General features: G+C 72.5%; 14 protein-coding genes. 5 read left to right on the forward strand and 9 right to left on the reverse strand.

Going from position 1 to position 20417, the window contains the following annotated elements:
* Nucleotides 1-67: 67 nt before the first annotated feature.
* Nucleotides 68-2599, reverse strand: coding sequence for a heavy metal translocating P-type ATPase (locus D9V36_RS05020; protein WP_129292694.1), 2532 nt, complete (start codon nucleotides 2597-2599; stop codon nucleotides 68-70).
* The gene (locus tag D9V36_RS05025; RefSeq protein WP_241720710.1) at nucleotides 2596-2964 is read right to left on the reverse strand and encodes a hypothetical protein; all 369 of its coding nucleotides are present in this window, start codon (nucleotides 2962-2964) and stop codon (nucleotides 2596-2598) included. The genes D9V36_RS05020 and D9V36_RS05025 overlap by 4 nt, the downstream gene beginning before the upstream one ends.
* A gap of 352 nt (nucleotides 2965-3316) precedes the next feature.
* Here D9V36_RS05025 and D9V36_RS05030 point away from each other — a divergent pair, with 352 nt between their 5' ends.
* The 4 genes from D9V36_RS05030 (at nucleotide 3317) to D9V36_RS05045 (ending at nucleotide 7890) form a co-directional block, all read left to right on the forward strand.
* A complete protein-coding gene (locus tag D9V36_RS05030; protein WP_129292695.1) occupies nucleotides 3317-4747 on the forward strand; it encodes a cytochrome P450 family protein in 1431 nt (476 codons plus the stop codon).
* Entirely contained in the window at nucleotides 4741-5736 is a 996-nt protein-coding gene (locus tag D9V36_RS05035; protein WP_431357643.1) for an L-tyrosine/L-tryptophan isonitrile synthase family protein, read from the forward strand. Before D9V36_RS05030 ends, D9V36_RS05035 begins: the two co-directional genes overlap by 7 nt.
* A gap of 153 nt (nucleotides 5737-5889) precedes the next feature.
* The gene (locus D9V36_RS05040) at nucleotides 5890-7128 is read left to right on the forward strand and encodes a PucR family transcriptional regulator (protein WP_129292696.1); all 1239 of its coding nucleotides are present in this window, start codon (nucleotides 5890-5892) and stop codon (nucleotides 7126-7128) included.
* A 267-nt stretch (nucleotides 7129-7395) separates the two neighbouring features.
* Nucleotides 7396-7890 (forward strand): serine hydrolase domain-containing protein, encoded by a 495-nt coding sequence (locus tag D9V36_RS05045; protein ID WP_129292697.1) that lies wholly within the window; start codon nucleotides 7396-7398, stop codon nucleotides 7888-7890.
* A gap of 11 nt (nucleotides 7891-7901) precedes the next feature.
* Here D9V36_RS05045 and D9V36_RS05050 read toward each other — a convergent pair whose 3' ends face one another.
* From D9V36_RS05050 to D9V36_RS05075, 6 genes are all read right to left on the reverse strand, one after another.
* On the reverse strand, nucleotides 7902-9893 hold the full coding sequence (locus D9V36_RS05050) for an alkyl/aryl-sulfatase (protein WP_129292698.1): 1992 nt from the start codon (nucleotides 9891-9893) through the stop codon (nucleotides 7902-7904).
* Nucleotides 9894-10067: 174 nt separating this feature from the next.
* A complete protein-coding gene (locus D9V36_RS05055) occupies nucleotides 10068-10526 on the reverse strand; it encodes a cyclic nucleotide-binding domain-containing protein (RefSeq protein WP_129292699.1) in 459 nt (152 codons plus the stop codon).
* 171 nt (nucleotides 10527-10697) lie between these two features.
* Nucleotides 10698-13583, reverse strand: coding sequence for an NHLP bacteriocin export ABC transporter permease/ATPase subunit (locus tag D9V36_RS05060; protein ID WP_129298194.1), 2886 nt, complete (start codon nucleotides 13581-13583; stop codon nucleotides 10698-10700).
* 10 nt (nucleotides 13584-13593) lie between these two features.
* A complete protein-coding gene (locus tag D9V36_RS05065) occupies nucleotides 13594-15882 on the reverse strand; it encodes an NHLP family bacteriocin export ABC transporter peptidase/permease/ATPase subunit (protein ID WP_129292700.1) in 2289 nt (762 codons plus the stop codon).
* Entirely contained in the window at nucleotides 15879-16685 is an 807-nt protein-coding gene (locus D9V36_RS05070) for an HlyD family efflux transporter periplasmic adaptor subunit (protein ID WP_129292701.1), read from the reverse strand. The genes D9V36_RS05065 and D9V36_RS05070 overlap by 4 nt, the downstream gene beginning before the upstream one ends.
* Before the next feature lie 175 nt (nucleotides 16686-16860).
* Nucleotides 16861-17088 carry a type A2 lantipeptide gene (locus D9V36_RS05075; protein ID WP_129292702.1) on the reverse strand — a complete coding sequence of 76 codons (228 nt, stop codon included), beginning with the start codon at nucleotides 17086-17088 and terminating at the stop codon, nucleotides 16861-16863.
* A gap of 757 nt (nucleotides 17089-17845) precedes the next feature.
* Here D9V36_RS05075 and D9V36_RS05080 point away from each other — a divergent pair.
* Complete coding sequence (locus D9V36_RS05080) at nucleotides 17846-18892, forward strand: PHP domain-containing protein (RefSeq protein WP_129292703.1); 1047 nt, start codon at nucleotides 17846-17848, stop codon at nucleotides 18890-18892.
* 8 nt (nucleotides 18893-18900) lie between these two features.
* Here D9V36_RS05080 and D9V36_RS05085 read toward each other — a convergent pair whose 3' ends face one another.
* A complete protein-coding gene (locus tag D9V36_RS05085) occupies nucleotides 18901-20283 on the reverse strand; it encodes a chloride channel protein (RefSeq protein WP_129292704.1) in 1383 nt (460 codons plus the stop codon).
* Between the last annotated feature and the right edge of the window lie 134 nt (nucleotides 20284-20417).

Consider the following 20417-nt stretch of genomic DNA (forward strand, 5'->3'; position numbering starts at 1 on the left):
AGAGGCGGGAGAGATGAGAGAGATGGGAAAGACGGGAGGGACGCGAAGGGTGGAAGGGACGGCCGTTTCATGAGGTCTCCGCACGGGGTTGGGGCCGCCGGCCGTGGGGGCGGCGGGCCGGCCTGCCGGGCCGCCCGCCCGGGCGCCAGGCGCGCAGCCGGAGGCTGTTGCCCACGACGAGCAGTGAACTGGCGGACATGGCGGCGGCCGCCGGCATCGGACTGAGCAGGCCGACGGCGGCGAGCGGCACGGTGACGAGGTTGTAGCCGAAGGCCCAGACGAGATTGCTGCGGATGGTGCCCAGGGTGCGCCGGGCCAGGCGTACCGCGTCGGGGATGGCCTGAAGGTCCTCGCGTACGAGGGTGACGTCGGCGGCACCGATCGCGGCATCGGTGCCGCTGCCCATCGCGATCCCGAGGTCGGCGAGGGCGAGGGCCGCCGCGTCGTTGACGCCGTCGCCGACGACGGCAACCCGGCCGCCCTGCTCCTTGAGGGTGGTGACGAGGGCTGCCTTGTCCTCGGGACGGGCCCCGGCGTGGATTTCGGTGATGGCCAGATGGCCGGCCACGGCTCGGGCGGTGGCATCCCGGTCGCCGGTGGCCAGGACCGGCCGCAGTCCCAGGCGGCGCAGATGGTCGACGGCGCGGTAGCTGTCGGGGCGGAGGGCGTCGCCGACCGCGATGACGGCCTCCGGGGTGCCGTCGACGGTGACCAGGACGGCGGTGTGGCCGGCCACCTCCGCGGTGTGCACCGCGTCCGGCAGCGGAGCGGGCAGGCCGGTGAGGTCGCCGGGCCGGGTGACCTCCACCCGGTGCCCGTCGGCCGTTCCGTGGACGCCGTATCCGGGGGTGGCGCCGAAGTCCTTCACCGGCGGCAGAGGGTGTCCCGGGGGCAGTAGTAGTCCCGGGGGCAGTAGTTGTCCCGACGAAAGCGGGTGTCCCGACGAAAGCGGGTGTCCCGACGGAAGCGGGTGTCCCGACGTCAGTGAGTCGCCAGGCAGCCGGGCATCGGCGGCCGCGCCGATCGCGCGGGCCAGCGGGTGTTCGGAGCCCTGCTCGACGATGGCAGCCAGCCGTAGCGCCTCCGGGGCGTCCAGACCGCCGGTACGCGCGGTGACGGCGGTGACGCTCATCCGGCCCGTGGTGAGGGTGCCGGTCTTGTCGAGGACGACGGTGTCGATGCGGCGCAGTCGCTCCAGCGCCTCCGGGCCGCGGACCAGGATCCCGAGCTGGGCACCGCGGCCGGTGGCGGCCAGCAGCGCGGTCGGGGTGGCCAGCCCCAGCGCACAGGGGCAGGCGACGACGAGGACGGCCACCGCCGCGGTGATCGCGGACTGCGGGTCGGCTCCGGCACCGAGCCAGAAGCCCAGGACGGTGACCGAAACGGACAGGACGGCGGGGACGAAAACGGCCGCCACCGCGTCGGCGAGCCGCTGGACCTTGGTCTTGCCGGCCTGGGCGTCCTCGACGAGGCGGGTGATCCGGGCGAGTTGGGTTTCGGCGCCCACCGCGTCAGCCCGTACCTCCAGCAGGCCTCCGGAGTTGACCGCGCCGCCGACGACCACCGCGCCCGGACCGACCTCGACGGGGCGGCTCTCGCCGCTGATCAGGGACAGGTCCAGGGCGGAGTTGCCGTCGACGACGGTGCCGTCGGTGGCGACCCGTTCCCCGGGCCGGACCAGGAAGTGGTCACCGGCCCGCAGGCGGTCCACGGGGATGCGCCTCCCCCACTCCCGGCCCGGTTCGCCGGTGAGACGGTCCTGATCGCCGTCGCTGCGCACCTCGACGTCCTTGGCGGCGAGTTCGGCCAGCGCGCGCAGCGCGGCTCCGGTGCCGCGCCGGGCCCTGGACTCCATCCGCCGCCCGGCCAGCACGAACAGCGGTACCCCGACGGCGGCTTCCAGGTAGAGGTGCGCGGCCCCGTCACCGGCCGCGGGCAGCAGGCTGAACGGCATCGTCATTCCGGGCGCACCGGCCCCGCCGAGGAAGAGCGCATACGCCGACCAGCTGAAGGAGGCGGCGACGCCCAGCGAGACCAGGGTATCCATGGTGGCGGCGCCGTGCCGCAGACCGCGCAGCGCACGGGCGTGGAAGGGGGCGGCGCCCCACACGGCGACGGGCGCGGCGAGCACGAAACACAGCCACTGCCAGTTACGGAACTGCCAGCCGGGCACCATCGACAGCACCAGGACGGGGAGCGAGAGCACCGCGGTCAGCAACAGCCGGTGCCGCTCGGCGCGGCCGCCATCGGCCTGGTCGCCCTCGGCGCGGTCGTCCGGGCGGGCGGCGGACGACGGGTCGTCCGCGTCCGGTGCCGGGGCGGGCTCGTGGAGCCGGGCGGTGAACCCGGCCGCCTCGACGGTGGTGACGAGGTCGGTGACGGACACCGCCGCCGGGTGGCTGACCGTTGCCCGGCCGGTGGCGAGGTTCACCGAGGCGGCGACGCCGTCGAGCCGGCCGAGCTTCTTCTCGACCCGGCCCACACAGGCGGCACAGGTCATCCCGCCGATGGTGAGGGTGGTGGTGTGGATGGTGGTGTGGGGCGGGGCCGATGCCGCGCCGGGGTGCGACGGCGGGCCGGGCCGGGGCTGCGGCGTCATCGTGGTGCTCCCCCCTGCACGGGGCGAGGCGCCGCGCCGCCCATTCCATGCGTCCCGCCCATGCCGTGCATCCCGCCCATGTCACCGTCATCGGCGGGCGTGCCGCCTCCCGTACGGGTGCCGCCGGCCGGATGCAGATCCGGCGCCACCGGACCGGCGGCGGCACCGGCCGCGTACGACAGGGTGCCGAGCAGCGCCAGCAGCAGGAGGAAACCGAGGACCGGCCGGGCGGGCAGCAACCGTGCGACGGCCTGGCGGAGAGGGGGCCGACTGCGGTCGGCCGAAGAGCGGGGCATCGCGTCATGGTGGCAGGTGGAGGCGGCGCCGAGCGGCGGATCGGGGGCTCGTCGGAGGGTGAGGTTCATCCCGTTCCCGCGCCGGAACTCACCGGCGTCCGGACCCGACTAACTGGGTTTGCACGGTGCGCTCTTCGGCCTCGGCCCGGCCGCCTCCCGGTCTCCGCTCCGGCCCCCTCCCGGTCTCCGCTCCCCCCTTCCGGACCGCCCTCTTCGCCGTGCCGATGCCGCCTCGGTGCCGCGCCCAACTCACCACCTCGGTACCGCCCCGCGCCGCCGGGCTCGCCGCCGTGCCGAAGGCCGCCCTGCCGAAATCCGCGGCACCCGGCGGGAACTCGGCGTGCCCCGCGTACGACCTCTCCAACGCCGCGCCGTGCAGGCGCGGTTCGTCATCACCCGACGCCTGCCGAGGAGGACCCCCATGTCCGCGTCGCCCGATCCCATCGCCCCCATCAACCCCGTCAACGCCATCGCCCCCGTCGACCCCGTAGAGCTGTACGGACCGGAGTACACCCGCGACCCCTATCCCCTGTACGCCGAGCTGCGGGCCCGCGGACCGGTCCACCGCGTGCGCTTCCCCAGCGGCGTGTGCGCCTGGCTCGTCACCGGCTACGAAGCCGCCCACCAGGCGCTGACCGACGTCCGGTTGGGCAAACACCACTCACGTGGCAACGCGGCCTGGCGGGCGCGCGCCTCGATCATGCCCGAGCCCCAGCACTCCCAGCTCCAGGTGCATCTGCTCCACCAGGACCCGCCGCGGCACACCGCGCTGCGCCGCCTGATCACCGACGCCTTCGCGCCGCAGCGCGTCGAAGGTCTCCGCCCCCGGTTCCAGGAGATGGCCGATGCCCTGCTCGACGGCCTCCCGGACGCCGGCGAGGCCGATCTGGTCGAGGTGTTCGCCGGGCGTTTCCCGTTCCGGGTGCTTGCCGAAGTCATCGGACTGCCACCGGAGTTCGAGAAGCGCTTCGACCGGGACTGGGGCAAGGTGGTCCAGCCCGTCGGCCCGTCGGACCCGGGGCGTCCGGCGTACGAGACACGGCTGCGCGCGTTGCAGCAGTACATCGCCGATCTCGTCGTCCACAAACGCGCCGCGCAGGGCGAGGATCTGCTCTCCCGGCTGGTGGCCGCCCGCGACGACGGCCGGCTCGGGCAGGAGGAGCTGGATTCGATGATTTTCCAGCTGCTGGTCGCCGGGCAGGAACCGGTGACGCACCAGATCACCACCGCCCTGGTGACCCTGCTGCGCCACCCCGCCCACCTGGCGGAGCTGGCCGGCCGGCCGGAGCTGCTGCCCCGCGCCGTCGAGGAACTCCTGCGCTATGACAGCGCCTTCGAGCTGACGACCTGGCGGTTCTTCGCCAAGGACGCCGATCTGCACGGGACCCGGATTCCGGCGGGCGACTCCGTCATCGTGTCGCTGTGTGCGGCGAACCGCGACACACGCCGGTTTCCCGACGCCGACGCCCTGCACTTCGACCGCACCCCCAACCCGCATCTCGCCTTCGGCCACGGCATCCACTTCTGCCCCGGCGCCACGCTCGCCCGTATCGAACTCCAGATCGCCCTGGGCACCCTGCTGAGACGGCTGCCGGACCTGCGGCTCACCGTCCCGGACGGCGAGCTGGGCTGGATCCCGGCGGTACTGGCACGCGGAGTCGACCGGCTGCCGGTGACCTACGGCGCGCCGCCCGCCTATCCGGTCACGGAGGGGCCGGATGTCCCCCACCGGGTCGCGGACGGGCCGGGTGCCACCTGCCCGGTCACGGACCGACCGGATGTCCCCCGTCCGGTCGCGGAGGGACCGCATGGCACCCGCCCGGTCACGAACGGACCGGATGCCACGTGCTGACCAGCCCGGCCCGACCGCGTCCCGGTGTGCCCGCCGGTCACCCGACCGGCCACCCGGCCGGCTGCGCGGCGGTGCTCGCCGAGCTGCTGCCCTACCGCCGCACCCTGGACTCCGGCCACAGGGACGGGGACAGGGACGGGAACGGGAACATGGACACCCCCGATGCCTTCCCCGCCCAACTGCGCCAGCTCGCCGCTCCGGTGGCGGCGGGCGCGCCCCTCGTCTTCACCCTTCCGGGTTTCCCCTGCAAGTCACCCCATCCGGCCAAGGTGCTCGGCCACCTCCCCGACGAGGGCGAACGGCTGGCGCTGCGCTTCCTGGACGCCCTGTGTGCCCGGATCGAGGCCGTCCACCCTCCCGGGGCGCGGGTGGTCATCTGCTCGGACGGGCATGTCTTCAGCGATCTCATCCACGTGCCGGACCGGGACATCGATGCTTACGCCGACGCCCTGCGCGCACTGATCCACGACGAGGGCCTGACCCGGCTGGACGTCTTCGACCTGCGCCAGGTCTACGGGCAGCGGCTGTCGCACGACGCCAAGCGGGCCCTGGTTCACGACCGCTACGCGCCGGCCCTGGAGGACCTGCGGTCCCTGACGCGCAGCGACGAACCGACGCGCCGGCTCTACCAGGGCATCACCCGCTTCCTCGCCGAGGACTCGGTCTCGTTCGCGGGTACTCGTTCGGCGTGGCAGCGCGACTGCCGCCGCCGTGCCTACGGCGTGATGCAGCGCAGCCGCGCCTGGGGCGAGCTGATCGGCGAGCACCACCCGGACGCCATCCGGCTCTCCATTCATCCGCAGCCGCGGGGCTCGGCCAAGTTCGGGATACGGCTGCTCGATGCGCCCGATGTGTGGATGACGCCCTGGCACTCCTGTCTGCTCGAACACCGCGACGGACGGCGGGAGTTGCTGCACCGGGCGGATGCCGAACGGCTCGGCCGGCTGGTGTTCCGCCAGGGCCGGCCGAGCCACTTCGTGGCCGACTGAGGGGCGGGGCGCGGCGAGCGGTGGCGCCCTTCCCGGCGGAGGCCCGGGCGGAAACCCGGGCAAAGGCCCGCTCGGGCTAAGGTGGCGCGTCACAGCGGCACCGGGAGGCAGTTGATGACGACGGGTGGGCCCGGAGCGTCCGCAGAGACAGGGATGACGGATCCGGACTCCGCGCTCCCGGCGCTGTCCGGCACCGCGCGGTCGCTGGCGGCGCGCTGTGCGCCCCGGGTGAACGCCCTCGCCCGGCAGATGTCCCGGGGCGCCTTCGAGCAGCTGCACGGCTATGCCGAACTCCCCGCCGACGTCAAGGACGTGGAGATCGCGGCGACCGCGCGGCACGGACTGCGGCTGTTCCTGGACCGGGTGGCGCACGATCCCGACCCCCGGACCACGCCCGGCGACTTCGACGTCTTCCGCGAGCGCGCCGCCCAGCGGGCCGAGGAGGGCATGCCGTTGCCTCTGCTGCTGACCACGCACAGCGTGGGGGTGCGGGTGCTGTGGCAGGCGCTGCGGGACGCCGCCCGGCCGGGCGAGGAGGCCGCGCTGGTCGAGCTGGCGGGCTATCTGTTCGGGGCCGGGCAGCGGATCGTGCGGGCGGTCACCGAGACCTACCTCGACGAGCAGGCCGCGCTCGCCGCCGAACGGCATAAGGAGCACCCCTCCTTGGTACGCGGGCTGCTGGAAGGCACCACGCCTCCTCCGCCCGGCAGCGGTCTCGACGGGCCGTCGCTGGTCCTCTTCGTCCAGTTGCCGGGCGGCCCCCGCGCCACGGTCGCCGCCCGGCGCACGGGGCGACGGCTTCAGGCGGCGCTGGACCGCGCCTTCGGCAGGGAGGTGCCCGCTCTGCTCGACGGCACCGGGGGCCGGGCGATCGTGCCCGGCGGGACGGATCCGACGCCGCCCGCACTGGCCGGACTGCTCGACGAGGTCTGCGGTCCGGGCGTCCGGCTCGCCGCCGTGCCGGCGGAAACGGCCGCTGGGATCCCGGAGGCGGCACGTACCGCCGCACGGATCGTCCGGGTGGCCCGTGCCTGCGGACACCCCGCCGGGCTGCACCGCCTCGATGACGTCCTGCTCGAATACCAGCTGTCCCGTCCCAGCGCCGGCAGCGACCGGATCGCCGCCCTGCTCGCCCCGGTCGCCGGCCGGCCCGAACTCATCGAAACCCTCCGCACCCATCTGGAACAGGCGCGGGACCGCCGCGCCACGGCCCGGCTGCTCACCCTCCACCCCAACACCGTCGACAACCGCCTCGCCCGCTTCTCCACGCTGACCGGGCTCGACCTCTCCACACCACGGGGCGCGGCGCTGGCGCTGGCCGCCCTCCTGCTCCGCGACGCCGAGGAGGAGCCGGGCCGGCCGGCCTCCGTCGGCGCGGATGACGGCGCCTGAGCGGAGCCAACAGGAATGTCTTGGCGCGCCCATGCTGCCGCCGCCTGCCAGGGAAGCGCGGCATCAAACCTGTCATCGCGCGGCGCGGTGTCGTTTGGCGGCCCCGCCCTTCCCGCAGCAATCGGCGAGCAAGTGCCCTTCCTTTGCAAGTCCCTGACGTCACATCAGGGAAATCCGTAGGGGAATCCGGCTACGTCATCGTTCTTGATCGTGATCACAATCAAGACCCGCCGGTGAGCCCACGGCGGACGCGGGGGCTGCGCGTGCATCCGGCAAGGGTGCCGTGCTGCAGAAAGCCCTGAACCGCATCGTCGCCGAGGATGCCCCGGCGCGATAGCCGAAGTACGGGAGAGCAACCGTGTCCGGCGGGTGAGCAGCGGTGTCGCCGCCCTCCAGGACAGACGGCCGGCCAAGCCCGGCGACCGGTTCCGGGCCGGGAGCGTGACCAAGACCTTCGTCGCCACGGTCGTGCTGCAACTGATCGACGAGGGGCGGATCGGACGGGACGACCCCATCGGACGCCACTTACCCGGCCTTGTCCCCGACGGGGACCACGGCAGGCCCGTCACCGTACGCCAACTGCTCCGCCACACCAGCGGGATCCCCAACCACACCAACGTGCTCCGGCGCGGCCACGACGCCTTGCACAAGCTCCAGCGTTCCCACTACACCGCCCGCGAGCTGGTGGGGATCGCGCTGAAAGAGCCCCGCCTGTTCAACCCCGGTCAGCCCGGGAAGTGGGCGTACTCCAACACCAACTAGCGCTCATTTCGTCAGGGGTTCTCAGGCGTGACGATCGCGAAGGCGGGGTCGGGCCGGTCCAGGAGGGTGCTGAAGGTGAGGAGGGCCTGGGGGTCGCCGTCGAGGGTGACGGTGCCGGCTGCGATCTCGTCGGGGAAGGTGGTGGCACCGCTGAGGACGGCGTTGAGCGTGCTGCGTGCCAGGCGCAGGGTGGCGTGCGGCTTCTCGCCGCGCGGGGCGTCACCGGGCATGGGGGTGAGTGCCCCGTGGGAGAGGAGGAGGGTCCAGGTCTCGGTGGTGGCGGATCCGCCTGCCGCGTCGGTGCCGGTCGGCGGGGCGGTGAGGTCCCAGCGCAGCAGGAGGCGTTGGTCTCCGGCACGGGGGCCGTTGATGCGAACGGCCATCGACTGGAAGATCTGCTCGGGGGTGAGGGCGGCGAGGAGGTCGGGCGGTATGCGGGTGCGCCCCTCTTGGGCAGCGGGTGCAGCCTCGGCGGAGTGACCGCCGGGGATGCGGCCACCGGGGGCGCTGCCACCGGCAGTCTGGTCGCGCAGTTCGGCGGCTCCCGTCAGGTAGAAGTTCCGCCAGGGGCCGGATTCGGCGGCGTGGCCGAGCCGTTCGAGGGCGTCGGCCTGGAGCGCGCGGGCCTCGGCGTTGTCCGGTTCGGCGAAGATGACGTGGTGGACGACCTCGGCCACCCAGCGCAGGTCGCCGGCCTCGTATGCCGTACGGGCCTTGGCCAATACGGCGTCGGCGCCGCCCATGAACTCGACGTAGCGCCGGGCGGCGGCCACCGGCGGATGCTGCCACAGATGGGCCGGATTGCCGTCGAACCAGCCCATGTAACGCTGGTACACCGCCTTGGCGTTGTGGCTGAGGGTGCCGTAGTAGCCGCGGGTGTGCCAGGCGCGTTCCAGCGCGGGCGGGAAGCGCAACTCCTCGGCTATCTCGGAGCCGGTGAGGCCGGCGTTGATCAGCCGTACGGACTGGTCGTGCAGGTAGGTGTAGGCGTCGCGCTGTTCCTCCAGGAAGCGGACCGCACGCTCCTGACCCCAGGTGGGCCAGTGGTGGGAGGCGAAGACGGTGTCCGTGGTGTCGGCGAACAGGCGCAGCGTCTCGGTGAGGTAGCGGGCCCAGGCACTGGGGTCGCGAACCAGCGCACCGCGCAGGGTGAGGACGTTGTGCAGGGTGTGGCAGGCGTTCTCGGCGACGCACAGGACCCGCAGGTCGGGGAGGTGGAAGTTCATTTCGGCGGGGGCTTCGGTGCCGGGGGTCAGCTGGAAGACCAGCCGGATGCCGTCGATCACCTCCTGCTGGCCGGTCTCGGTGATGTCCAGCGTGGGGGCGATCAGGCCGACGGAACCGCGCGAGGTGGTCTGGCCCAGGCCGCAGCCGATCTGGCCGGCCGGGCCCTTGGGCAGCGTCGTGCCGTACATGTAGTCGGCCCGGCGGGACATCGCGGGGCCGGTGAAGACGTTCTCGCTCACCGCGTGGGCGAGGAAGCCGGCCGGTGCGATCACGGGAATCCGGCCGCCGGCCACGTCCGCCTCGTCGACCACGCCCCGTACGCCGCCGAAGTGGTCGATGTGCGAATGGGTGTAGAGGACGGCGGTGACCGGGCGCCCTCCCCGGTGCTCGCGGTACAGGGCCAGGGCGGCGGCCGCGACCTCGGCGCTGATCAGCGGGTCGACGACGAGGACGCCGCGGTCGCCCTCGACGAAGGTGATGTGGGACAGGTCCAGGCCGCGTACCTGGTAGACCCCCGGTACGACTTCGTAGAGGCCCTGCCGGGCGACGAGCCGGCTCTGGCGCCAGAGTGAGGGGTGCGCGGTGGGCGGGCAGTCACCGGCCAGGAAGGCGTAGGCGTCGTTGTCCCAGACGACCCGGCCGTCGGCGTCCTTGATGACACAGGGGTCGAGGCGGGCGAGGAAGCCGCGATCGGCGTCGGCGAGGTCCTGGGTGTCGTCCCAGGCGAGCGGCTGGTCGGTCCGGGCGGTCGGCTCGCTGTCATCCGCAGTGCTCATGGGGGCCGATTGTGGTGCGGCCCGGGGCGCGGGGGCACGGTGAGGGGGCACAGTGTCGGCAGTCATCCGTCACAAGCCGGCGACCTCACAAGCCGGCGACCTCACAAGCGGGCGACCTCGCGTCGGTCAGCGGTCACTTCCGTCAGCGGTCGCGTCCGTCAGCGGTCACACCGGTCAGGGATCCAGACCGCTCCCCTGCGGCCCGTACAGATCCAGCAGCCGGACCCGGGTGCCGTGCAGTCGGTCGGCCACCGTTTCGGCGACGTAGCGGTACATCGCACGGCCGAGGACGGGGTCGGACTCGCACAGGGCGCGGACCACCTTGGCGTCGAACTCCACGGCCTCGACCGGGCCCACGGTCTGTGCTCCGAAGTGCCACAGATAGGGCGGGAACAGCCAGGACCAGCCGAGCAGTTCGTCCCTGCCGAGTGTTTCGACGACCGCGGCGCGGCGGCCGGGGACCCGCTGATCGAGCGCCACCTGTCCGCTGCGGATGATCCAGAAGTGGTCCGCCCGCCGGCCCTCCTCGAAGAGGCGGGTGGCGCGCGGCAGCGACACCTCGACGGCGATATCGGTCAGCCGCCGGCGCCGGTCGGGCGGCATCCCGTGGAACAGGTCTCTGCTGCTGGCCATCGCATCCTCCGCTCGCTCCCTGCACGATATGGGGTGCTTTGCCGGTATTCCGGGAAGGCTCGACCGGGCGGAGCGGCGGCGGGGTTCCACCGGGGCGGGTCAGGGCAGCCGACGCCGTACGGGTCAGGTCAGCCGACACCGTACGGCTCAGGGCAGCCGGCGCCGTACGACTCAGGTCAGCTGGCGCCGCACCAGATCGTGCAGCCGGCCGCCGGTGTCGGCCAGCAGCTCGGCCGGGGCGCCCTGCTCGACTATCCGGCCGTCCGCCATGACGATCACACGGTCGGCGTCCATGACCGTGGACAGCCGGTGGGCGATCACCATGCGGCTGGCGCTGAGCTTGCGGGTGCTGTCGATGACGATGCGCTGGGTCTCGTTGTCCAGGGCGCTGGTGGCCTCGTCGAAGAACAGGATCCGCGGGCGGCGTACCAGCGCCTGGGCGATCATCAGCCGCTGGCGCTGGCCGCCGGAGATGGCGCCGCCGCCGGAGATCATGGTGTGCAGGCCCATCGGCATCCGCTTGATGTCCTCGGCCAGACCCGCCATCTCGGCGGCCGCCCAGGCCTCTTCCTGGGTGAAGGACTCGGCGCCGCAGATGCAGTCCAGGATCGAGCCGGTGAGGGGCTGGGCGTTCTGCAGCACGACGCCGCACTGGCGGCGCACCGCCGCCTGGTCCAGGGCGGTCAGGTCCTGCCCGTCGTAGAGCACATGGCCCGAGGTCGGCTTGTCGAAGCCGATGAGCAGCCGGAGCAGGGTCGACTTGCCGCAGCCGCTGGGGCCGACGACGGCCACGAACTCGCCGGGCCGGACCTGGAACGAGACGTCGTCGAGGACGAGCGGGCCGTCCTCGGTGTAGCGGAACGACAGCTTCTTGGCCTCGATGCCGCCGGACAGGGCACCGGGCTGGGCGCTGGCGCCGCGTACTTCGGGCTTTTCGTCCAGGACCGGCTTGATCTGCTCGAACATCGGCATCGCGGCGGCCGCCGAGATGAAGGCGCCGGTGATCTGGGTGACCGAGGTCAGCAGCATGGTCACCGAGGTGTTGAAGGTGAGGAACGAGGCGGCCGACATGCTGCCCCGGGCCGGCCCGGCCAGCAGCATGAACATGGTGAGCGAACAGACCGGCAGGTAGACGGCGTTGAGGACGGTGGTCAGGTTCTTGATCCGGCCGGCCTTCTGCTGGAGCTCGCGGGAGCGGGCGAACTCCCGGGCCCAGGCCGCGTACGCAAAGCTCTCGGCCGCGGCGACCCGCAGCTTGGGCAGGCCGCGCAGGGTCTGGAACGCCTGATTGTTGAGCTTGTTGCCGAGGGTGACCAGCCGGCGCTGCCAGCGCAGTTCCCACAGGCCCATGGCGAGGAACACGACACCGATGACGAGCAGCATGGCGAGCGCCGTTATCGCCAGCGGCACGCTGTACAGCAGCAGCATCACCAGGTTCATCGCGCCGACCGTGGAGGCCTGCACGGCCACCGGGCCGAGGCCGGACAGCACCCGCCGGATGGCGCTGATGCCCATCGCGGCGCTGGCCAGCTCTCCGGTGGAGCGTTCGGTGAAGAACTTCGTCGGCAGTCGCAGCAGCCGGTCCCACACGGCCGGCTGCAACGCGCTCTCGATCCGGCCCTCCATCCGCAGCACGGTGAGGTTCTGCAGCAGCATGAAGGCGGCGGAGACCACGCTGGTGATGATGACGGCCAGCGAGACCTGGACGATCAGGCTCTTGTCGGCGCTCGGGACGTACTCCCCGAGCACCTTGCCGGTCGCGAGCGGGACGAGGGCCCCGAGTCCGACCGTCACCAGCCCGGCCAGGGCCAGGTTCCGCAGATCCAGCCGGGAGCCGCGCAGGCTGAAGAGCATCAGCCGCCACAGGCTCATGGGCCGCTCCGGCAGCGGGCGGTAGAACATCACGGCGCGCGGCTCGAAGTCGTCGGCGTTGTCCTTGTCGATGCGCATCCGCAGCCCGGAGGCCGGGTTGACCGCCTCGTAGCGGCCCCGGCGCCACAGCAGCGCCACAGGTGCCCCGGACTTGGCGCGGTGGCCCACCAGGGGGCCGGTGTCGGTCCGCCACCAGCGACCCTGGAGGCGGACCGCGCGAGTGCGGATCCGCGAGCTGACGGCGATGCGTTCGACGGGGGTGATGCGGTCGTTGGCGGCGGCGCCCTTCGGCGGCTCGGTCAGCGTGATCCGGGCCGCCTCGGCGACCGTGCGGCAGACCGCGAAGGTGGCGTCGTCGCCGGCCCGGTCCGTCGCGGCGCCGCCCCGTCCGGAGCGGTCCTGGCGGCCGATGGACGCGATCAGCGCCTGGTCGGCCCGTTCGCGGACGGCTTCGCCCGCCTTGATGCCGGCTGCCGTGCGGTCCTCGTGGGCGCGCTCCAGCTGTTCGATCCAGCGGTCGACGGCGGACAGCAGCCGGTATTGCTGATTGACCATCTGCTGCCACAGCTCGGGGTCGACCAGCAGATCGCCGGCCGCCTCCGCGCTGTAGGAGGCGCCGTACTGCACGCTGCCGGGCGGGACGGGCATCCACAGGATGTCGTCGTCGGCCACCGCTTCATCGGCGGGACGGCCGTCGAGCGGTGCCTCGAACAGCACGCCCAGGCTGCGGGCGGTGCCCAGCGCGAAGGCGTGTTCCAGTGCGGAGAGCGCCTCGCCCCGGCCGCCGTGGGCGGTGTCGTAGCCGTAGCCGTCCTGCGTGCCGTACTGCGGGATGGATCCGGTGTCGCCGTACTCCCCGTACTCGTACCGGGGCAGTTCGCGCAGCTCGATCCGGCGCAGCAGGCAGTCCTGGGACGGCCGGCCGAGCAGGGTGTGGTGCGGGCCCGCGACCGGTCCGAGCAGGAGGGTGCCCGCTTCGAGACGGCCGAGGAAGTGCCAGTGCCCTTCCTCGACGGCGTCGACCGCGAAGAGGTCGAGCGATCCGCCGGTGACGAGCCACAGCACATGCGGGCCCTCCAGGGGGACGCTGCGCAGGCCGGTGCAGTCGACGGCCGTACCGAGGCCGCCCAGTGCCTGGGTCACCGCGTCGGTGTCGCCCGGTCCCACGACCGCGGGCGGGTGCATCGATGACACGTCAGTGCTCCTTGACCAGCTCGGCGTACGGGCCCCCGGCGGCGACCAGGTCCTCGTGCCGGCCGCGTTCGACGACCACGCCGTGGTCGAGGACCACGATCTCGTCGCTGTCGCGGACCGTGCTCAGCCGGTGGGCGATGACGACGCAGGCACAGCCGCGCCGCCGCAGGTTGTCCATGATGGTCTGCTCGGTCTGCGCGTCCAGGGCACTGGTGACCTCGTCGAGGACCAGGATGCTGGGGCGCCGGACCAGTGCGCGGGCGATCTCCAGCCGCTGGCGCTGGCCGCCGGAGAAGTTGCGGCCGTCCTGTTCGACGCGGCTGTGGATGCCGTCGGGGCGGCGGGCGATCACATCGTCGTAGAGCGCGGCGTCCTGGAGGGCGGTGATGACCGCGTCGTCCGGGATGGAGGGGTCCCACAGCGCCACGTTGTCCCTGACCGTGCCCTCGAAGAGGAAGATGTCCTGGTCGACGAAGGACACGGAGGCGGCCAGCGCGCTGCGGGAGAGGTCCTCCAGGCGCTGTCCGTCGATGCGGATGGTGCCTTCCCAGGGGCTGTAGAGGCCGGAGATCAGCCGGGAGACGGTGGACTTGCCGCTGCCCGAGCCGCCGACGAGGGCGACCTGCCGGCCGGGGCCGACGGCCAGGGAGAAGCCGGTGAGCAGCGGTTTGTCCAGCGGGCTGTAACCGAAGGTGATGCCCTCCAGCGTCACATGGCCCTTGAGGCGGCGGGTGTCGGCATCCGGCTCGGGGCGCGAGTAGAGGGTGTCGACGGGGAAGCTCTCGACGTCCTTGAGGCGGGCCACGTCGGCGGCGAAGTCCTGGATGCGGCCGGCCACGCCGTTGAGCCGGGTGATGGGCGCGGTGAAGCGGGTCACCAGCGCCTGGAAGGCGACCAGCAGACCGATGGAGATATGGCCCTCGACCGCCCGCAGCCCGCCGATCCACAGGATCAGTGCGCTGTTGAGCGTGGCCAGGGTGGGGGCGACGACGGCCAGCGCGGCGCTCGGCACACCGAGGCGCTGCTGTACCTCCAGCGTGGTGGCGTGCTGGCCGGCCCAGCGGCGGAAGTAGCCGTTCTCCCCGCCGGTGGCCTTCATCGTCTCGATGAGCTGCAGGCCGGTGTAGGAGGTGTTGGTCAGCCGGGCGGTGTCCGCCCGCAGCTTCTGGGTGTGGGTGGCCCGCAGCCGGATCACGATCCGCATGGCGACCACGTTGAGCAGCGCGATGCCCACGCCGATGACCGTCAGCTGGGGGTCGTAGGTCCACAGCAGGAAGGCGTAGAGGATGACCACGATCCCGTCCACGCCCGCGGCGGCGAGGTCGCGCGCCAGGGTTTCGGCGACCGCGTCGTTGGACTGCAGCCGCTGGACCAGGTCGGCCGGGCTGCGCTGGGCGAAGAAGGTGACCGGGAGTCTGAGCAGGTGGCGCAGGAAGCGGGCACTGGTCAGGGTGGAGGAGATGATGCGGCCGCGCAGCAGGTTCGCCTGTTGCAGGCCGGTCAGGACGGCGGTCAGCGCGACCATCGCGGCCATCGACGCGAAGAGCGGCCCCAGCAGCGAGGTCTGGTTGCCGATCAGGAACATGTCGATGTACGTACGGCTCAGCGCGGGCACCGCCGCGCCGACCGCGACCAGCAGCAGGCTGGCGAGGAGGGCGGCCAGCAGGGTGCCGGTGGTGCCGCGCATCCGGGCGGGCACGGCGCCGAGCACGCCGGGCTTGCGGCCGCCCTTGCGGAAGTCCTCGCCGGGCTCGAAGACCAGGGCGACACCGGTGAAGCTGGTGTCGAAGTCCTCGGTCGGCACGAAGCGGCGGCCCTTGTCGGGGTCGTTGATGCGGACGCCCCGGCGGCCGAAGCGGCGGCTGGTGCCGTCGTAGACGACGTAGTGGTTGAACTCCCAGAACAGGATGGCCGGCGCCTGCACCTCGGCGAGCGCGGACGGTTCCATCTGCATGCCCTTGGCCTGCAGGCCGTAGCTGCGGGCGGCCTTGAGCAGATTGCTGGCGCGCGAGCCGTCGCGGGAGACGCCGCAGGCGATCCGCAGCTCCTCCAGCGGTACGTGCCGCCCGAAGTGGGCGAGCACCATGGCCAGCGAGGCGGCGCCGCACTCCACGGCCTCCATCTGGAGGACGGTGGGGGTGCGTACGGTCTTCGTCTTCTTGGGCTTCGGGGCGGGCGGTGCGGCCCGGCGGGTGCGGCGGGCGCCGGATGCGGGCTCGGCACGGCGCCGGCCGCGGCCGGGAGGCGGCAGCTGCTGCTGTGGGGCCGGGGAGTCTTCGGTGGCGGTCATGGCAGCAGCCAATCGATCGGGTGCTGCGCGGCCAGGTGGACGGCGCCGGTGACCGGCGTCATCGAATCGAGGGCGTACGGCGGGCCGCCGGAGGCCGACCAGGTGTAGCCGGACGCGTGGTGCGGGGCGGCATCGAGCTGTACCAGGACCGCGAGGGGCTGGCCGTGCTGCGAGAACTGCTCGCCGAGCTGGCTGTTGCCCAGGTAGGCGCCGATCCGCTGGCGGGTCTGGGCGGTCCTGCCGACGGCCTTGACCCGCCCGCGCAGGACGCCGTACTGCTGGCTCGGCACGGACTGGACGGTGAGGTCGACGGCAGCGCCGACGGGGACGGTGGCGCCACTCTGGGCCGGGACGTACAGCGTGGCCGTCAGGGGGTCGCGGGCATGGGCGACGCGCTCCACGGAGGCGACATCGGCGCCGGTGGTGACGACGGAGCCGATGGTGGCGACCATCGTGGTCAGCCGGCCGGCGTCGAGCGTGCGGACGACGGCGGTGCCCCGGGCGGTGCGGACCTTCAGCACCGGGGTGTTGGCGGCCACCCGCTTGCCCTCTTGGGCGAGCACGGCGGTGACCTGGCCCGAGACGGGACTCTGCAGGATGTAGCTGCCCTGCCCGTGGGTGAGGATTCCGGGCGCGCCGAGGGTGGACGACACGGTTCCGGTCACCGCCCATACGGACGCGGCGATCACGAAGAGGACCGTGACGGTGAGCACCAGCCAGCCCTGGGGGCGGGCGAAGCGCACCGGAAGGTCGATTTCCTCGGGCGACTGCAGCTTGGAAAGGGCCTGTTGGCGGAACTGCACGACACTCTTCCCTCAACTGCAATGGTCTGTCAGACGGGTGGCGGCCGTGCGCCCCGGTCCCGGGCACAGCCAGGGATCCGGGGCACGCGGCCCGGCATGTCGGCAAGGAGGGGGCGCCGACCTGCCGTTGTCACCGTTCAAAGCCGGCTGTGCCGCTCAGCGGCACAGAAGCGACTCAGAGACCGGAGACCAGGCCCGTGGCGGTGCCGACGACGCCCGAGGTGTTGACGCCGGTGGCGCCGTCGACCAGGCCGGTGGCGGTGCCCACGGCGCCCGAGACCGGGGCGATGGAGTCAACGGTGTTGGTGGCGGTGCCGACCACGCCGTTGAGGAGGCCACCGGACACGTTGTCCAGGTCGGCGTCGGAGATTTCCTGGGTCTGAACCTGGGGGATGGAGTTCATGATGTTTCCCTTCGATGAATAACTCGAAAAAAGCTGCGCCCGAACCGTCCGGTGGGGTGGTCCGGCCGCGGCTGCGGCAGTCGGGTACCCGAAATCGGGAACCGATGGTGTGACTCCCGCGATGCGAAGGATCAAAGCATGCGGGCGCGTTGCGCTGCTAATCGGAGAACCGCCGATCCGGATCTCAACGCCCCACTGAATTACCGGAAGTGCACGTGTATCCATGACTTGGTGGCAGCTTCTTCACAGGTTCTCCAGTTTCACTTTCAACTGATCGGTAACCGCTCGTTCGGCGAACTGGACATTCCCGCATCAAACCGTTGATGCGCAGGTCAGCGTGGGGATGTGTCACGGGAGACGATGTGCCGACTGCGCTTTCGGTGTGCAGATTCCTTGAAGGACGCCAATTTTTACGGCACCTGGGCACAGCAAGATCACGAAACTCCGGAGCACGCCTCGGCGGGGCCGCTCCGAATGTTGCAGAGGCATGAAATGTGCCCGATTCGCCCGGAGTTCATGGGCGGCATCGGGTGAGTTGCACGCATGGAACGGAATCATCGGAACTATACGTGCCCCATTCCCTGGAAACGGATCGAGTGGCCGGAGAACGGACATACCCGCATAACGCCGCGCCTTCGGAACCGTCGGTAATGGGCGATTGTGGAGGGCGCCGCCGACAGCCCGGTGGCAGCCGCCCGGCGCGTACGGCACCGTGAAAGGACACCGCGGGGCCGGCGCCCCGGGGAAGGAGCCGTCCGTGGACCCCGTCGAGGCGCTGGAGCGGATCGCGTTCCTGCTGGAGCGGCAGGGGGCGGTGAGTTACCGCGTCCAGGCGTTCCGTACGGCCGCGACGGTGGTCGGCGCGCTGTCCCCCGACGAGGTAGAGCGGCGCGCCCTGGACGGTTCGCTGGGGCGGGTCAAGGGGCTGGGCCCGAAGACCACCCGGGTGGTCGAGGAAGCACTCGCGGGGGTGCGGCCCGCCTATCTGACACACCTGGAGGAGGAAGCGGGCGGACCGCTGGTCGAGGGCGAGCGGGGGCAGCGGCTCCTGCGGGCGCTGCGCGGTGACTGCCATCTGCACTCGGACTGGTCGGACGGCGGCAGCCCGGTCGAGGCCATGGCCCGCGCCGCCCGCGACCTCGGGCACGCCTGGTGTGTGCTGACCGACCACTCCCCCAGGCTCACGGTGGCCCGCGGGCTGACCGCCGAACGGCTGCGCCGGCAGCTGGAGCTGGTGGCGGAGGTCAACCGGCGGCTGGCACCGTTCCGGCTGCTGACCGGGATCGAGTGCGACATCCTCGACGACGGCACCCTCGACCAGGAGCCGGAGCTGCTGGACCGGTTGGACGTGGTGGTCGCCTCGGTGCACTCCAAGCTGCGGATGGACAAGGCACCGATGACCCGGCGGCTGCTGGCCGCGGTCCGCAACCCGCTGGTGGACGTGCTCGGGCACTGCACCGGACGGCAGATCACCGGCAAGCTGCGGCCCGAGTCGCAGTTCGACGCCGGGGAGGTGTTCGCGGCCTGCGCCGAGCACCGTACGGCCGTCGAGATCAACTGCCGCCCCGACCGTTTCGACCCTCCGCGCCGGCTGCTTGGCCAGGCGCTCGCGGCGGGCACGCTCTTCGCCATCGACAGCGACGCCCATGCGCCGGGCCAGCTGGACTGGCAGATCTACGGCTGTGCCCGCGCCGAGGAGTGCGGCGTACCCGCCGACCGGGTCATCAACACCTGGACGCAGCGCCAATTGGCCACCTGGACCCGGACCGGCAGGACCCCGCGGCGCGCCTTGGGGCCGGCCTGAGCGGGCCGTCAGGCGGGGTGCGGCGCGGGCTCGGGAGCGCCGGCGGCGGGAGTGCCGCCGGCCGGAGCGCCGGTGGCGGGCGTGAGCCGCAGCGCCACCACATAGGCGACGACCACGGCGACGATCACCAGCGGCATCACCGTCAGACCGCTCTTCCCCAGCAGCAGGGTGGCCAGCAGCACCGATGTCATCGGCAGCCGGAGCATCGCCACGCACATGGCGCCCACGCCCATCGCGAAGGCCGGGGTGAGCGAGAGGCCGGGCAGGTGGGACAGGACGACACCGCCGGCCGCGCCGAGGAACAGCGCGGGGAAGATGGGCCCGCCCCGGAAGGCGCTCAGCGAGGCGCAGTACGCCAGGCCCTTGCACACGAGGAGCAGCAGCAGCGCCGCCACCGAGTAGCCCGCGCTGTCCCGGAACAGCGACCCCAGCGCCGACTGCCCCGAATAGAGCATTTCGGTGGCGGGCTTGCCGGTGATCCCGGCGAACGCCACCGCCAGCGCGCCCACCACCAGGCCCATCAGCATCGTGGCCGGGACCCGGTGGCGGACCACCCGCCCCTTGAGGAACAGCGAGAGCCGCCGTACGCCGGTCGCGGCGAAGGCCGCGGCCACGCCGATGACCAGGGCCCAGCCGAACTCCGGCACCGTCGGCCCGGCGGCCTGGGGGACGTCGTGCAGCGCGAGGGAGTACGTACCGAGTCCGGTCCAGTCCCCCAGCCCGGTGAAGACCAGCGCGCCGATCCCCGCCGCCAGCAGGCCGGGCACCAGCAGCATCACCGGCATCGGGCCGCCCAGCCCCGCCACCTCCATCAGGAGGAACGCGCCCAGCAGCGGGGAGCCGAGCAGTGCGCTCACCGCCGCGAAACTGCCCGCGGCGCCCACCGCGGCGACGCTCTGCGCGTTCAGGCCCCGGCCCAGCAGCCGCGCGGCGCCCGCGGCCAGCCCGCCGCCGAGCGCGATGAGCGGCGCCTCGGGGCCGAGCACCGCGCCGAAGCTGAGGGAGGCCAGCGCCGCGAACACGATGCCGGGGAGTGCGGAGAGCGGGGGCGCACCGCTGAGCGCCAGCCCGTCGGCCGGCTCATGGCCGCCGTTGCCCGGCAGGTGACGGATGGCCAGGCCGACCAGCAGGCCGGCGACCACGAGCATCGGGACCGGCCACCACAGGGGTGTCCCGGCCAGGCCCAGCGCCCGCGGCAGGTCCGTGTAGATCAGTGGTTCCAGCTCGTGGACCAGCGCGAGAAAGCCGAACGCGACGGCACAGACCGGGAAGCCGACCACCGCCGCCACCAGCAGGAGTTTCAGATATCCGCGGGTGCGCACCAGTGCGTAGGGGTCCCGGTACACGGTGGCGGACGTCTCGCCCGCCGGGCCGGTGGAGCCGGCTGACATCGCCTCGCCTCCCTCGCCGCCGCCGCCGTGCCGAGCCTGTCACGACCGGTCCGCCACGGCATGCCGGACGCGTCCTCGCAGGCATGGCCATCCGGGTGAACCGGGCCGTGCGGGTGAACCGGGCCGTGCGGGTG

Source organism: Streptomyces lydicus, assembly GCF_004125265.1.
Taxonomy (GTDB): Bacteria; Actinomycetota; Actinomycetes; order Streptomycetales; family Streptomycetaceae; genus Streptomyces; species Streptomyces lydicus_C.